Source organism: Bradyrhizobium yuanmingense (assembly GCF_025200905.1).
Lineage (GTDB): Bacteria > Pseudomonadota > Alphaproteobacteria > Rhizobiales > Xanthobacteraceae > Bradyrhizobium > Bradyrhizobium yuanmingense.
The window spans coordinates 1,347,387-1,361,869 of record NZ_CP104173.1; the positions used below are offsets into that span (position 1 = coordinate 1,347,387).

Below are 14,483 nucleotides of genomic sequence, written 5' to 3' on the forward strand. Positions count from 1 at the left end.
GACGCGAAGGCGTGGTAACCGACCCGTCATGAAGTCTCCGGTCATTCATCGCGTCGCGACGCTCGATCTTGCCGTGCGGCCGATCGTCTGGCCGTTCGCCGAGGAGCGCCGCGCCGAGATCGCGGCGCATTTCGCCGAGAAGCAGCGCGAGCGGCCGAAGATCTGGAACGGCCGCATCCTGCTCGGGCGCGACGCTGTGTTCAGTGACGGTTACCTGAGGGCGACCTATTTCGAGACCGATTTCGCAAGCTTTCTCGCCTGGCGCGACTGGGGCTTTCCCGACAAGGCCGTGTTCAACGGCTTTGGCATGGGCGCGTTGCGCGCCTCCGACGGCACCTTCATCATGGGCGAGATGGCGCCCCACACCGCCAATGCGGGCCGCATCTATTTCCCCTCGGGAACGCCTGATCTCGACGACGTCAGGGACGGCGCGCTCGACATCCCCGGCAGCGTCGTCCGCGAGCTCGGCGAGGAGACCGGCCTGACCGCGGCCGATTATCGGATCCAGCCCGGCTGGCATTGCGTGGTTACCGGCCCCACGATCGCAATGTTGCAGGTCATCAACCTGGACATGCCGGGCGATGCGGCCCGCGCCAGGATCGAAGCCAACCTTGCGCGCGAGATCGAGCCGGAGCTGTCCGCCATTCATCTCGTGCGCGGGACCAGCGATCTCAGGCCGTCCATGCCGCGATTTGTCACGGCCTTCGTCGAGCAGCAGTTCGCAGCGCGCTGATGCGCGAGGCTTGACATCGCCGCGCGCAGCCCATGTGATGGGCCGAAGAATTGCACCAAGAATGCAATGCACAAATCGTCCAGGGAGGTTTTGATGCGCCTGCGCATGGCTGCCCGCTTGGTACGTGGGCTGTTGGTCGCGATATCAGCGACGGGCTTGGCGGTGTCTGCCGCGGCCCAAGACAAGGCTCAAGAGAAAAAGCTCAAGATCGGCGTCATCTACGATCTGACCGGCCCGCTCGCCGGCGGCGGTTCGGAGCTGCAATATACCGGCGCAAGGATCATGCTGGATCAGTACAGCGCGAAAGACGTCGAAGGCTACAAGATCGAGGCGATCTATGCCGATGCTCAGAGCAAGCCGGATATCGCCATCAATGAAGCGATCCGTTTGATCGAGCAGGAAAAGGTCGACATGCTGCTCGGCTTCTTCTCCTCGGCGCAATGCGTGCCGGTGGCCGCGCGGGTCGAGCAGCTGAAGAAGTTCATGTGGATCACGACCTGCATTTCGTCGGCGGTGCTGGAGAACAAGAACTACAAATACGTGTTTCGACCGCAGGCCTCCGGCGACCAGTTCGGCATGATGACGATGGACTTCATCGCGCAGAACGCGAAGGAAAAGCTGGGCAAGGACCCGAAGGACCTGCGGGTCGCCATCATCCACGAGGACGGCGCCTACGGCGTCGACGTTGCCAAAGGCAACGAGGCCGGTGCCAAGAAGGCCGGTTTCAACATCGTGCTCAGAGAGGGCTATTCGGCGACGGCCCCGGATCTGTCTGCGTTGGTCACCAAGCTGAAGCGGGCCAAGCCGGATGTGGTGTTCCATACCGGCTATAATCCCGACATCACCCTGTTGCTCCGGCAAGCCCGCGAACAAGGGCTGAAGTTCGGCGCACTGGTAGGACACGGCGCCGGCTACGGGGTCTATGAGAAGCTGAAGGAAGGCCTGGGCGCCGACGTAAACTATGTCTTCAACACCGATCCGATCTCGATCTGGCTCGCCAACCAGAAGAGCATGGATCCGAAGCTGCCGCCGATCATCAAGGCGGTCGGCGAGGAGTTCGACAAGCGCAAGCCGGGTGTCGCCATCCGTTCGGCCCATGTCGGCATGGCTGCGTCCAACACCTATTTGTTCCTGAACGACGTGCTGCCGCGAGCGATCAAGAAATATGGCGGCGTAGATCCCGATTCCCTGCGCAAGGCAGCACTGGACACCGACATACCCGAAGGCGGCACCATGCTCGGCTTCGGCGTCAAATTCCACGGCGAGGGCTCGCCAATGGCCGGCCAGAACGAGCGCTCGTTCCCGGTCGTGATCCAATACGTCGACGACAAGTCCTATGTGGTGTGGCCCAAGAGCCAGGCGCAGCGCGAGGCCGTGCTGCCGCTGCCCAAGGGCACCACCTACAGCAACCAATAGCGGGGTTCTGCGGTGTTGGAAGTCAGCGGATTGGTGAAGCGGTTTGGCGGCTTCACCGCCGTGAACAACGTCTCGTTCCGGGTCGATCAGGGCGAGATCCTCGGCCTGATCGGTCCCAACGGCTCGGGCAAGAGCACGATCTTCAACATGCTGTCCGGCACGCTGGCGCCGACCTCCGGATCGATCGTGTTCGCCGGGCACGAGATTGCGGGCCTTGCGCCGCACCGGATCATCAACAGCGGCATCGGGCGAACCTTTCAGATCCCGCGGCCGTTCCGCCGCCTCAGCATTTTCGAGAACGTCGCGCTTGCCGGCTTCTACGGCCAGGGCCGCCACAGCCGCGCCAAGGCGGAGGAGGCGGCCGAGCGGTCGCTGGCGATGGTCGGCCTGCCGACCGATCGCCATGCTAGCGTCGATGGGCTTGGCGCAGCGGGGCTGAAGAAGCTGGAGCTGGCGAAGGCGCTCGCCACCGCGCCAAAGCTATTGCTCGCCGACGAGAGCCTCGGCGGTCTCGACGAGGCCGAGATGGACCAGGCTGCGGACATGCTGCGCAACATCCGCGACGAGCTCGGCATCACCATCATCTGGGTCGAGCACATCATGGGCGTCCTGATGCGCGTGGTCGACCGCGTCATGGTGCTCGATCACGGCGAGAAGATCTCGGAAGGCCTGCCGAGCGCGGTCGCGGGCGATCCGCGCGTCATCGAGGTCTATCTCGGCACCGACGCCGAGACCACGCAGGCCGCGGCCGCCGAAGCGCGCCGCCGCGCAGGGGGCTAGGTGATGCTGGAGCTTCGCGGCCTCAATGCCGGCTATGGCACCTTCCAGGCGCTGTTCGACGTCAACCTCGACGTGAAGGCCGGCGAAGCCGTCGGCGTCATCGGCCCCAACGGCGCCGGCAAGACCACCCTGATGCGCGTCATCTCCGGCCTGATCCGTCCCTCGCGCGGATCGATCAGGATGGAGGGCGTCGACCTCGTCGCGACGCCGTCGCACAAGATCGTCAGCCTCGGCATTGCGCATGTGCCGGAGAACCGGCGGCTGTTTCCGCAGCTCACGGTCGACGACAATCTCAAGATGGGCGCCTTCATGAAGGAGGCGCGGGACCACTACGCCGAGCGGCTGGAGGTGGTGTTCGACCTGTTCCCCCGCCTGAAGGAACGCCGTCACCAGATGGCCGGAACCATGTCCGGCGGCGAGCAGCAGATGTGCGCCATCGGCCGCGCGATGATGTCCAATCCGAAACTGTTGCTGCTCGACGAACCCTCGGCGGGGCTCGCGCCGGTGGTGGTGCAGCAGGTGTTCGAGTTGGTGAAGCGGATCCGTGCCAGCGGGCTGACGGTGCTGATCGTCGAGCAGAACGTGCAGCAGGTGCTGAAGGTGGTCGACCGCGCCTATCTTATCGAGGCGGGCACGATCCGCGCCTCCGGCACCTCGGCCGAGATGCTGGCGAGCGACACGGTCAAGGAAGCTTATCTCGGGGTGTGATGGGCATGCAGGCGTTCCTGGACGTATTCGACATCTACCTGCTGGAGGCCGTCATCAACGGCATCCTGCTCGGCGGCGTGCTGGCGCTGCTTGCGCTGGGGCTCAACCTGATCTTCGGCGTCATCGACGTGACCTGGATCTGCTACGCCGAGCTCGTCATGATCGGCATGTACGGCATGTATTTCATGGTGCAGTATTACGGCGTCAGCTATTTCGTCGCTGCCCCGCTCACTATCCTGCTGGTCGCCGTGCTTGGTGCGGCGCTGCACTACCTCGTCATTGCGCCGCTGCTGACCGCGCCACCGATCAACCAACTGCTCGCGACCGGCGGGGTGCTGTTCGTGCTGCAGAGCTTTGCCACCGTGGCCTTCGGCATCGACTTCCGCAATCTCGGCATCCGCCTGCCGGTGCTCGCCTTCGGCGACATGAATTTCAGCTACGCACGACTGCTTTCGTTCGCCGCCGCGCTGGTCGGCATGGTCGCGGTCTATCTGTTCATGACGCGCACCTTCACCGGCACTGCGATCCGCGCCATCTCACAGGACCGGCAGATCATGGCGCTGATGGGCGTCGACACCAAGCGGATCTACTTGATCACGTCGGCGCTCGGCGGCGCGCTCGCCGGCCTCGCCGCCTGCCTCCTGGTGCTGCAATACGACGTGCATCCCTTCGTCGGTCTGTCCTTCGGGCCGATCACCTTCCTGATCTGCGTGCTCGGCGGCCTCGGCAATTTCATCGGCGGGTTCATCGCCGCCTTCGTGTTCGCCGAGATCATCTCGCTCGGGGGCCTGTTCTCCGACCTCGAATGGGGCTATGTGCTGGCCTTCGCGTTCTTCATCGTCATGATGTTCATCCGGCCCGCGGGCCTGCTTGCGAGGCGCCGATGATGGGGCAGGGGCGGCTTGCTGCATGGGGCGTGGGGCTGGCGGCGCTGGTCGCGCTGCCCTTCGTCTATCGCGATCCCTATCATCTGCACATCCTGGTGCTGATCCTGATCTGGTCGTTCGCCTATACGTCCTGGTCGATGATGGGGAGGTTCGGCCTCGTCTCGCTCGGCCATGGCGGCTTCATGGGGATCGGCGCTTACGTTACGGCGCTGTTGTGGAATCACGCAGGATTGTCGCCCTGGATCGGCATTCCCATCAGCATGGCGGCGGCCGGCGCGCTGGCGATGATCGTCGGCTATCCCTGCTTCCGCTTTCGTATCACAGGGCATTATTTCGTGCTGGTGACGCTGGCGCTGTCAGGCATCGTGCTCCAGGTCATCACCGCGACGCGCGACTATACCGGCGGCTCGCTCGGCTACACCCCGAACCGCGCGTCCGGCAACAGGCTGCTGGCGCTGCAATTCGACGACAAGACCACCTGGTACTTGATCGCGCTTGCGGTCTGGCTGTTCGGCATCGTGGTCTGGCACTGGGTCGACCGCAGCATGGCGCGTTATGCGCTGGAGGCGATCTCCGAGGACGAGGATGCCGCCGCCGCGGCCGGCGTCGACGTCACCGCCGAGAAGCTGAAGATCACGCTGCTCAGCGCGCTGATGACGGCGCTGGCGGGCGCGATCTACTGCCAGTACCAGATGTTCATCACGCCCGACACGGTCAGCGGCATCGCGGTCTCGCTGCAGATGGTGTTCGCCGCGATCGTCGGCGGGCTGTTCGTCTCGCTCGGTCCGACCGTCGGCGCCATCATCACCATCCTGCTGGCGGAAACGCTGCGCATCGGTTTCGGCACCAAGGCGGTCGGCTGGGACAATCTCGTCTACGGCGTGCTGCTCGTGCTTTTCATCATATTCCTTCCCAAGGGCATCCTTGGTAGCTTGCTCGACCGATTGAAGTTGCAACGCAAGGTGCCCCGCGCTCATGAGCAAAAAGTCGTCCCAGTCGCTCGCCCAGGAGCTTGACCGCTACATCACGCCGTTTCGCTACGATGGCTCGGGCAAGTTTCACCTCAAGGACCACAAGACCGACGAGAAGGGCGATCTCGACAAGGAGAAGGCGCAGGCGATCCTCGATGCCAACAAGAAGCGGCTGATCGCGTTTCAGGAGAAGCTCTACGCGCAGGACCGCTGGTCGCTCCTGATCGTATTCCAGGCGATGGACGCCGGCGGCAAGGATTCTGCGATCAAGGCGATCTTCGAGGGCATCAATCCGCAGGGCTGCGAGGTCACGGCCTTCAAGGCGCCGAGCAGCAAGGAGCTCGACCACGACTTCCTCTGGCGTCATGCGGTCGCGCTGCCCGAGCGCGGCCATATCGGCATCTTCAACCGCTCGCATTACGAGGAATGCCTGGTGACGCGCGTGCATCCCGAGATTCTCGCCAAGCAGAAGCTGCCGCCGAAGCTCGTCACCAAGAACATCTGGAAGGAGCGGTTCGAGGACATCTCCGCCTTCGAGCGCTATCTCTGCCGCAACGGCACCGTGGTGCTGAAGTTCTTTCTCAACCTGTCCAAGGAAGAGCAGCGCGAGCGTTTCCTCGCGCGGCTGGACGATCCGGCCAAGCAGTGGAAGTTCTCCATGGACGACATCAGGGAGCGCGCGCTGTGGCCGCGCTACCAGGCGGTCTACCAGGACATCGTCCGGCACACGGCGACGTCCCATGCGCCCTGGTATGTCGTGCCCGCCGACCACAAATGGTTCGCCCGCGTCGTGATCGGCTCGGTGATCAATGCCGAGCTGGAAAAGCTCGACCTGCGCTTCCCCCGCGCCGACAGGGCCTCGCTGGAGGAGTTCAAGCAGGTGCGCAAGGCGCTGGAGAAAGAAGGCACGGGAGGCAAGAGGCAAGCAAAGTGACAGCCGGCGGGACCACGAACTGCAAGAACGTCAACTTCGCGCTCCAGGGCGGCGGTGCGCACGGCGCCTTCGTGTGGGGCGTGCTCGACCAGGTGCTCGAGGACGGCAGGCTCGCGATCGAGGCGATCAGCGCGACCAGTGCCGGCGCGATGAATGCGGTGGCGATGGCCTCCGGCATGGCGCATGGAGGCGCGGAGGCCGCGCGGGAGAGCCTGCACGCGTTCTGGTACGAAGTGTCGCGCATGGACATGGCGTACGATCTGATGTCGCCGCTGAACCAGTGGATCCAGGCCCTGAAGCTGCCGCCGGAATATCATCCGGTCCATGCCTTCATCCATACGCTGACGCATACGCTGCCGCCGAACCTGCTCAATCCCTTTCATTTCAATCCGCTCCGCGCGCTGCTGCAGCGCGTGATCGATTTCGACCGGCTCAATTCCTCGCCGGAGGCGCCGCAGCTGTTTCTGAACGCCACCAACGTCCGCACCGGCAAGATCAAGGTATTCCAGAGCCCGCTGCTGACGGCGGAAACCGTGCTCGCCTCGGCATGCCTGCCGCCCTATTTTCAGGCTGTCGAGATCGATGGCGAGCATTACTGGGACGGCGGCTATCTCGGCAATCCCGCGATCTATCCGTTGATCTACCGCAAGGGCAGCCACGACGTCGTCATCGTGCAGGTGACGGCGATCCGGCGTGACGAGCTGCCGGCCAGTGCCGCCGATGTCCTGCACCGCATCAACGAGATCAGCTTCAATTCGTCCTTGATGCGCGAGATGCGCGCGATCGCCTTCGCCACCCGGCTGATCGACGACGGCGAGCTCGACAGCAACAGGCACAGCCGCATGTACATGCATTGGATCGGCAACGACGCGCTGATGTCGCAGCTCGGCACGGCCACGCAGTTCCACCCCGAATGGAGCCTGTTGTGCCGCCTGCGCGATGAGGGCCGCGCGGCGGCGCGCAACTGGCTGGCGCGAAACTTCGACCAGATCGGAAAGGCCTCGACGGTCGACCTCGCGGAGATGTTTCTCTAGATGGCCGGGCGGCCATCGACCAAAAGTGCGAAAACAACCCCATGCACAGTAGCCGGGCATAGCGGAATCAATGGCTTATCGGCCTTCATCATCCGCGATGCGGATTTTACGAAATTCGTTTGCATCGTCGGGCAAAACAGGGGCATGATGTCACCATACCGGCTGCCTTCGGAAATCCCTCACTTCGCGCGGAAGCGATTTGCACGGCGGAACTCGGATCGTCAAATGTGATCGTCAGATCATTGATCCCGCTTGACAGTTTTGCGACGCAGGAGGAGCATCATAGCGGTCGCAAACAAGCGACGCGCAACGTCCACCTCATGAGCAAGGGGAGGTCTATGACACCACCTCCGCAAATCCAGCCGCGGTAATTGCGATGGAGCTCGTTCGGACTATCGCATAGCGGCGGAAACCGCGAACGGCACGCCGGGACAAGGTTTAGCGGGCTGCATCAGTGAGGCAAAGCCCCTACCTTCCCGGCGCTGTATTTTAGTCGTGTCGGATGGCCGTGAAGGCCGCCGCACCAATTTTTTTGACACCCCGCTCGTCTCAATCCTGCTGGTTGATCCGCAAACGGTCTTTGCGCGCGCTGACGGGACGTCAGCTCCCGATCCTGCGCTGCGGCAAATGCCAAGAGAATGTCGTCCCAAAGGCCAACTTCCGACACAGGCGGGGGGCGAATAGCGCCGATCCGACATGACGGATGTGCTTCGGCGGGGGCGGTCACGCTACCTGCGAGCACATTCACTTTTCCAGGGAATCTGCGTGTCGCAAAAGCTTGTCCCGGCGCTTCTCGCCGCTCTTTTCCTTGCAATCTCTTCTCTCTCCTGCGCCCGCGCCGATGCGCCGTCCGCGAACGGTGCCGCGGCGCTATCGCCTGACGAGGCGAAGCGTGCGTTGGACACGCTTCAGGACGACAAGAAGCGCGCGCAGATGATCGATACGCTCCGTGCAATCGCCAACGCGTCTGGTCCGCAACAGGCCGCGCCGCAGCCGAATTCGCCGATCCCGCTTTCGGCCGACGGCCTCGGTGCGCAGCTCATGCTGACGGTCTCGGAGGAGATCGGCGAAATCTCGCGTGAGATCGCCGGCATCGCGCGGACGCTCACGCACTTTCCGGCGTTCTACTACTGGATCGTGCGCACCGCGAACGATCCCGCGGCTTACAATCTTCTGATCGAGATCGCCTGGAAGCTGGCGCTGGTGCTCGGCTGCGCCCTCTTGGCCGAATGGGTGATCTTCCGCCTGATCCGCCGGCCGGTCGCGTTCCTGGAGGGACGCGTGCCGCAAACCGCGCGCCTGCCGGCACCCGCGTTGCCGCTTGCCGATCCGCCATCGTCAGTCGCCGACGTTACGCCTGCACCTGAAATGCAGGAGCGACGCCACAGCCTTGCGCGGGTTTGGCAGATCATGCTGCGCCTGCCCTTCGTGCTCGGGCGTTTCGTGCTCGAGCTGCTTCCCGTGCTCGTCTTCGTCGGCGTCGCCACCGCGCTGCTCGGGACGGAGATTGGAGAACCGACAACCGTCCGCCTCGTGATCCTCGCCGTCGTCAACGCCTATGCGTTCTCGCGCGGGCTCATCTGCCTGGTCCGGGCGCTGGCGGGGCCGTTCGGCTTGTTTCCGGTGCGCGCGGAGACCGCCGCCTATGTCGAGATCTGGGCGCGCCGTATCGTGGGCGTCGGCATCTCCGGCATCGCCTTTGCCAATGTGGCGCTGCTGCTCGGCCTGCACCGCGCCGGCTACGCCGCGCTGCTGCGCATGGTGATGCTGGTCGTGCACCTCTTCATCGCTGTCATCATCCTGCAATGCCGCCGCCAGGTCGCCGATGCCATCCGCGCGCCGGCCGAGCGGCAGGGGATCGCGGCTCGTTTGCGCAACCGCATCGCCGGCGGCTGGCACTATCTTGCCATCGCGCTCGACCTCGCGCTCTGGGCGGTGTGGGCACTCAACATCCGCAACGGCTATTCGCTGCTGCTGCAATATTTCGTCGGCACCATCGCAGTGGCGCTGGTCGCACGTGTCGTCATCATGCTGACGCTGAGCCTGATCGATCGCGGTTTCCGCATCAAGCCGGAGATCCTCCAGCGCTTTCCCGGCCTCGAGATCCGTGCCAACCGCTATCTGCCGCTGCTCCGCAGGATCGTATCCGGCGTGATCGCCTTCATCGGTTTCGTGGCGGTGCTCGAGGTCTGGGGCGTGGACGCGATCGTCTGGTTCTATGGCGGCCAGATCGGCAGCCGGCTGATCTCGGCCGTGGTGACCATTGGCCTTGCCGTGCTCATCGCCGCGGCGATCTGGGAAGCCAGCAATGCGCTCCTAGACCGCCAGATCAATACGCTGTCGCGGGACGGGCACTATGCCCGCGCCGCGCGGTTGCGCACCTTCCAGCCGATGCTGCGCACAGCGCTGCTCTGCCTGATCGCGACAATCGTTGGCCTCACCGCGCTCAGCGAGATCGGCGTCAACGTCGCGCCGCTGCTGGCGGGCGCCGGCATCGTCGGCATTGCGATCGGCTTCGGCTCGCAGAAGCTGGTGCAGGATCTCATCACCGGCCTGTTCCTGCTGCTGGAGAACACGGTGCAGGTCGGCGACAGCGTCAGCGTGTCGGGGTTGTCGGGCGTCGTCGAGAACGTCTCGATCCGCACCATCCGTCTGCGCGCGGGCGACGGCGCCGTGCACATCGTGCCGTTCAGCGCAGTCACGACCATCACCAATGCCAGCCGCGGCGCCGGCAACGCTTCGGTCAGCGTCAACGTCGCCTACAAGGAAGACACCGACCGCGCCGGCCAGATCCTCAAGGACATCGTCGATGAGATGCGCCGTGAAGCGGACTTCCGCGCGCTCATCCGCGGCGACCTCGAGCTGTGGGGCGTCGACAAAGTCGATGGCGCGATGGTGTCGATCGTCGGGCAGATCCGCTGCACCGAGGCCGGCCGCTGGCCGGTCCAGCGCGAATTCAACCGCCGCATGAAGCTGCGCTTCCAGCAGAACGGGATCGAGGTCGCATCGCCGGTGCAGACCATCCTGATGCACATCGCGCCGCCGGCGGACAGCGCTGCCAATCTGACGCCCCGGCGGGCGGCGGGATAAGCAGTCCCAAACTCCCGCCTGCCTTTATTTGGGTCCGCCAACGCGCGCCCCGGTTGGCGCGTTAAACCTTTTCGCGCGCAAGTGCCAGGCGTTTGCAAAATCTGCTGCGGTGCGAGATCACGATCGCGGCCGGAGTCTCCTTGATCTCGATTGAACGCTGGCCGACAATGGTCGTGGTTCAATAAGAAACTCCTTGGGGGAATCGTGAATAGACCTGCTCGGGTCAGCGCCCATTCGACATCATCCGACACCGCACACGGCATGACGCTGCTGCGCGACCCCCTGCTCAACAAGGGCACGGCCTTCACGGAAGCAGAGCGCGCCGCACTCGGCTTGCGCGGCCTGTTGCCGCCCTGCGTGCTGACGATGGAGACCCAGGCTCAGCGCGTGCTCACCAATCTGCGCACGCTGCCGACGGACCTGGAAAAATACGTTGCCCTGAACGCGCTGCATGACCGCAACGAGGCGCTGTTCTTCCGCGTCGTCGTCGACAATATCGACGAGATCCAGCCGATCATCTACACCCCGACGGTCGGGCTTGCCTGCCAGAAATACGGCCTGATCTTCCAGCGGCCGCGTGGCATGTTCATCTCCTCGCGCGACCGCGGCCAGATCGCGGAGATCCTGAAGAACTGGCCCTACCAGGCCAGGCTGATCGTCGTCACCGACGGCGAGCGCATTTTGGGACTTGGCGATCTCGGTGCCAACGGAATGGGCATCCCGGTCGGCAAGCTATCGCTGTATTCGGCCTGCGCCGGCGTGCATCCGGAAGCGTGCTTGCCGATCGTGCTCGATGTCGGCACCAACAACGAAGAGCTGTTGAACGATCCCTATTATCTCGGCCTGCGCGAGCGGCGGTTGACGGGCGAGGCCTATGACAGCTTCGTCGACGAGTTCATGCAAGCCGCGCGCAAGACGTTCCCGGGCGTGCTGATCCAGTTCGAGGACTTCGCCAATCATTCGGCGTTCAAGCTGCTGCACAAATATCGCGACGAGGCTTGCGTCTTCAACGACGACATCCAGGGCACCGCGGCGGTGGCGCTCGCCGGCCTGTTCTCGGCTCTGCGCATCTCCGGCGGCAAGCTGAAGGATCAGAAGATCCTGTTCCTCGGCGCGGGCGAGGCGGCGACCGGCATCGCCGACCTCGTGGTCTCCGCCATGATGGCGGAAGGCGCGTCCGAGGCGGACGCGCTTCGCCGCAACTGGCTGGTGGATTCCCGCGGTCTCGTCGTCAGCGGCCGTGAAGGCCTTTCTGGCCATAAGCTCCGCTATGCCCATGCCGGTCAGGCGCCGATCGCCGACTTCCTCACCGCCATCAAGACGCTGAAGCCGACGGCGATCATCGGCGTCGCCGCGGTCGGCGGCGCCTTTACGCCCGACGTGCTCAAGGCGATGGCCGAGCTCAACGAGCAGCCGATCGTGTTCGCGCTCTCCAACCCGACCTCGAAAGCCGAGTGCTCGGCGGAGGATGCCTATCGCTACACGGAGGGACGCGCGCTGTTCGCCTGCGGCAGTCCGTATGATCCGGTCAAGCTCAACGGCCGCAGCTTCGTGCCGCGCCAGGGCAACAATTCCTACATCTTCCCGGGCGTCGGCCTCGGCGTCATCGCCAGCCGCTCGCGCCTCGTGACCGATGAGATGTTCATGGCGGCGGCCCACGCGCTCGCCGATTGCGTCGGCAAGGAGGACCTCGCTCAGGGCAGCCTCTATCCGGCACTGCCGCGTATCCGCGAGGTCTCCGTGCGCATCGCGGCGGCGGTTGCGGATGTGGCCTATCAACGCGCGCTCGCCGACGGACCCGCGCCCAACGACGTGAAGGCCCTGGTCCAGTCGCAGATGTACGAGCCGAAGTACTAGAAATCGGGCCGCGCCGAAAACGCGGCTCGCGGGGCGTATCGGGCTGATCCTTCGCTGATCTGTCCCGATTCTGAACAGGTCACTGTGGTAGAATCGCCACAGCTGGCGCGAAACGAAGGCGGCCCCAGAGCCGCTTTTGTTCCGACAAGGTTCTGCCCTCATTGCCCACCGAAACTTGGGGTTGTTCGGAGGGCGCATCATGTCTCGCATTGCAAGTGCCGAAACTGCCCGGATGTCGCTGGCGAGCTCGAGCCGGTTATTGCTCGCGGTCTTGGGCGCCGCATCGCTCGCTGCCTGCTCGCAATCGCCGGTCGGCCGTCAGAAAGCCGATCTCGCCGGAACGACCCGGCAAGCCGCGGTCGAGCGCCCGCACCGGGTGGCGGCGCTGCATCCACGCCCGATCAGCCGGGCGCGCGTCCCCGCCCGCGACGCAAAGCAAACCGCTTCGCACGGCATCGCCAGCTTCTATTCGGATACGCAGACCGCGAGCGGCGAGAAGTTCGACAGGAACGAATTGACCGCGGCGCATCCCACCCTGCCGTTCGGCACCAAGCTGCGCGTTACCGAGACCTCCTCCGGCCGTTTCGTTACGGTCAGGGTCAACGATCGCGGGCCCTTCGTGCGCGGACGCGTTGTCGACATCTCGCCGTCGGCCGCCGAGGCGCTCGGCATGGTCGACAAGGGCATTACCAATGTCAGGCTTGAAGTCGTGCAATAGGGCGCCACGCGTCGCGACCGTGCGGGCGCGCTTAACCGGCTGTTAGCGGCTTCTCAAGCACCATGGCTGTCCGCACAATTCGGGGCTTTGGGGGAGGCGACGCTTGAACACGATCCAGCATCTCGAAGATCAGGCTGCGCGTGCCGAGCGGCTCGCCAAACGGATCACGGATACGCTGACGATCGAAAAGCTGCTGACCTTCGCGGGCGAACGCCGCCGCGAGATCGAGGTCATCGCCGGCAAACGCCGCCGCAACTAAAGCACGATGCGATCAGGTTCGATTGCTACAAGGGAGGTGCACTCCCTCACCCGCAAGCGCAGGGCTATCGGATATGACTTGTGGCGGCGGCCTGCGCGCACGCCTCGTCCTTCGAGACGGCGCTGACGCGCCTCCTCAGGATGAGGCTAATCAGCATCAGTGCTCGTTGAAACTGCTGCCGCGCACTCCGCCCTCATCCTGAGGAGCCCGCCCAAAGCGGGCGTCTCGAAGGATGGCCGCAGAGAAAAACTCCCAAATGCGAAGTCATTCCCGCAAGCAGGGAGGGAGCGCACCTCCGTCCTTTTCGGCAAGTGAGCTTCATTTCATCGCGCTTTGGGAATGGCTTTCGATGAAGTCGCTGAGATAATCGGGGAGCTCTATTCCATAGATGTCGCAGCGTGCGCGGATCTCGCCGGCGACGTCGCACGAAATATCCTTCATCCAGTGCTCGAGCGTGTTGAACGAGATCACCTTGATCGGGTCATTGAAGCAGCCGGCGACGAGCTCGCCGATCGTGGTGTCGAGATCGCTGCGCTCGATGCGGATTTCGGTCGCCTCGTCACGGCGATCAACCACCACGAACAGGGTCTGGTCCGCTCCGTAAGGCACGATCGGTGATGATACGCCGGCGTCAAACATCTCGAGGCGCTCACGTCATTGCTTTGATCCCTGACAACGGGAAGAACCGGAAGAAGGTTCCTGCTCGCACGCTTGTGAAGGGCGTCAGAGAAATTCTCTCAAGCGCGACAGCTCGAGGACGTGTTCGGGGGAGAGGATCTCGGTGACGAGCGGCGGCTGCGCTACGGTGCGGATCTCGTAGAGGTGCCGGGTCGTCGCCGGTTTCTGCATGAAAGCCGAGATGCAATCGTCGAGCGTGCCTTCGATGAGCTGGTAGGGCTCCCGGTCAGGCTGGCGCTGATTGGCAAGTGATGGCCATTTATGCAGCACCGCAAGCGCGCCGAAATTGACCTTTGAATCCCCGACCACGTCCCCCATCGCCCTGCCTCACGCAAAACACGACCCCAGCACACGTGCTCGCGTGCCGGGGCCCATACATCTGTCGCTGCATCTCAATGCCACAGGTCAGCCAACGCGG

The 14,483-nt window shown here is 64.1% G+C and carries 14 protein-coding genes; 12 read left to right on the forward strand and 2 right to left on the reverse strand.

What is annotated here, in order from left to right:
• Positions 1-28 precede the first annotated feature (28 nt).
• The 12 genes from N2605_RS06320 to N2605_RS06375 all read left to right on the forward strand — a co-directional run bounded on the left by N2605_RS06320 (position 29) and on the right by N2605_RS06375 (position 13,387).
• Positions 29-733 carry a hypothetical protein gene (locus N2605_RS06320; RefSeq protein ID WP_036006647.1) on the forward strand — a complete coding sequence of 235 codons (705 nt, stop codon included), beginning with the start codon at positions 29-31 and terminating at the stop codon, positions 731-733.
• Between the two features lie 93 nt (positions 734-826).
• Entirely contained in the window at positions 827-2,149 is a 1,323-nt protein-coding gene (locus tag N2605_RS06325) for an ABC transporter substrate-binding protein (RefSeq protein ID WP_036006653.1), read from the forward strand.
• A gap of 12 nt (positions 2,150-2,161) precedes the next feature.
• Positions 2,162-2,929 carry an ABC transporter ATP-binding protein gene (locus tag N2605_RS06330; protein ID WP_225141612.1) on the forward strand — a complete coding sequence of 256 codons (768 nt, stop codon included), beginning with the start codon at positions 2,162-2,164 and terminating at the stop codon, positions 2,927-2,929.
• 3 nt (positions 2,930-2,932) lie between these two features.
• Positions 2,933-3,637: an ABC transporter ATP-binding protein gene (locus N2605_RS06335; protein WP_036025019.1), complete on the forward strand. Its 705-nt coding sequence runs from the start codon at positions 2,933-2,935 to the stop codon at positions 3,635-3,637.
• A gap of 5 nt (positions 3,638-3,642) precedes the next feature.
• Positions 3,643-4,524 (forward strand): branched-chain amino acid ABC transporter permease, encoded by an 882-nt coding sequence (locus tag N2605_RS06340; protein WP_109145936.1) that lies wholly within the window; start codon positions 3,643-3,645, stop codon positions 4,522-4,524.
• Positions 4,521-5,540, forward strand: coding sequence for a branched-chain amino acid ABC transporter permease (locus N2605_RS06345; protein ID WP_225172897.1), 1,020 nt, complete (start codon positions 4,521-4,523; stop codon positions 5,538-5,540). The genes N2605_RS06340 and N2605_RS06345 overlap by 4 nt, the downstream gene beginning before the upstream one ends.
• Complete coding sequence (locus tag N2605_RS06350) at positions 5,500-6,429, forward strand: polyphosphate kinase 2 family protein (RefSeq protein WP_225172898.1); 930 nt, start codon at positions 5,500-5,502, stop codon at positions 6,427-6,429. Before N2605_RS06345 ends, N2605_RS06350 begins: the two co-directional genes overlap by 41 nt.
• On the forward strand, positions 6,426-7,463 hold the full coding sequence (locus tag N2605_RS06355) for a patatin-like phospholipase family protein (protein WP_225183977.1): 1,038 nt from the start codon (positions 6,426-6,428) through the stop codon (positions 7,461-7,463). The genes N2605_RS06350 and N2605_RS06355 overlap by 4 nt, the downstream gene beginning before the upstream one ends.
• A gap of 765 nt (positions 7,464-8,228) precedes the next feature.
• Positions 8,229-10,553, forward strand: coding sequence for a mechanosensitive ion channel domain-containing protein (locus tag N2605_RS06360; protein WP_260346106.1), 2,325 nt, complete (start codon positions 8,229-8,231; stop codon positions 10,551-10,553).
• Positions 10,554-10,814: 261 nt separating this feature from the next.
• A complete protein-coding gene (locus N2605_RS06365; RefSeq protein WP_036006676.1) occupies positions 10,815-12,410 on the forward strand; it encodes an NAD-dependent malic enzyme in 1,596 nt (531 codons plus the stop codon).
• A gap of 199 nt (positions 12,411-12,609) precedes the next feature.
• On the forward strand, positions 12,610-13,128 hold the full coding sequence (locus N2605_RS06370; protein WP_036025042.1) for a septal ring lytic transglycosylase RlpA family protein: 519 nt from the start codon (positions 12,610-12,612) through the stop codon (positions 13,126-13,128).
• 103 nt (positions 13,129-13,231) lie between these two features.
• The gene (locus N2605_RS06375; RefSeq protein WP_167361678.1) at positions 13,232-13,387 is read left to right on the forward strand and encodes a hypothetical protein; all 156 of its coding nucleotides are present in this window, start codon (positions 13,232-13,234) and stop codon (positions 13,385-13,387) included.
• A gap of 318 nt (positions 13,388-13,705) precedes the next feature.
• On the opposite strand, the gene N2605_RS06380 is transcribed toward N2605_RS06375, so the two are convergent.
• Both N2605_RS06380 and N2605_RS06385 read right to left on the reverse strand, forming a co-directional pair.
• The gene (locus N2605_RS06380) at positions 13,706-14,026 is read right to left on the reverse strand and encodes a hypothetical protein (RefSeq protein WP_036006679.1); all 321 of its coding nucleotides are present in this window, start codon (positions 14,024-14,026) and stop codon (positions 13,706-13,708) included.
• 84 nt (positions 14,027-14,110) lie between these two features.
• The gene (locus N2605_RS06385; protein ID WP_036006682.1) at positions 14,111-14,383 is read right to left on the reverse strand and encodes a hypothetical protein; all 273 of its coding nucleotides are present in this window, start codon (positions 14,381-14,383) and stop codon (positions 14,111-14,113) included.
• Positions 14,384-14,483: the final 100 nt, after the last annotated feature.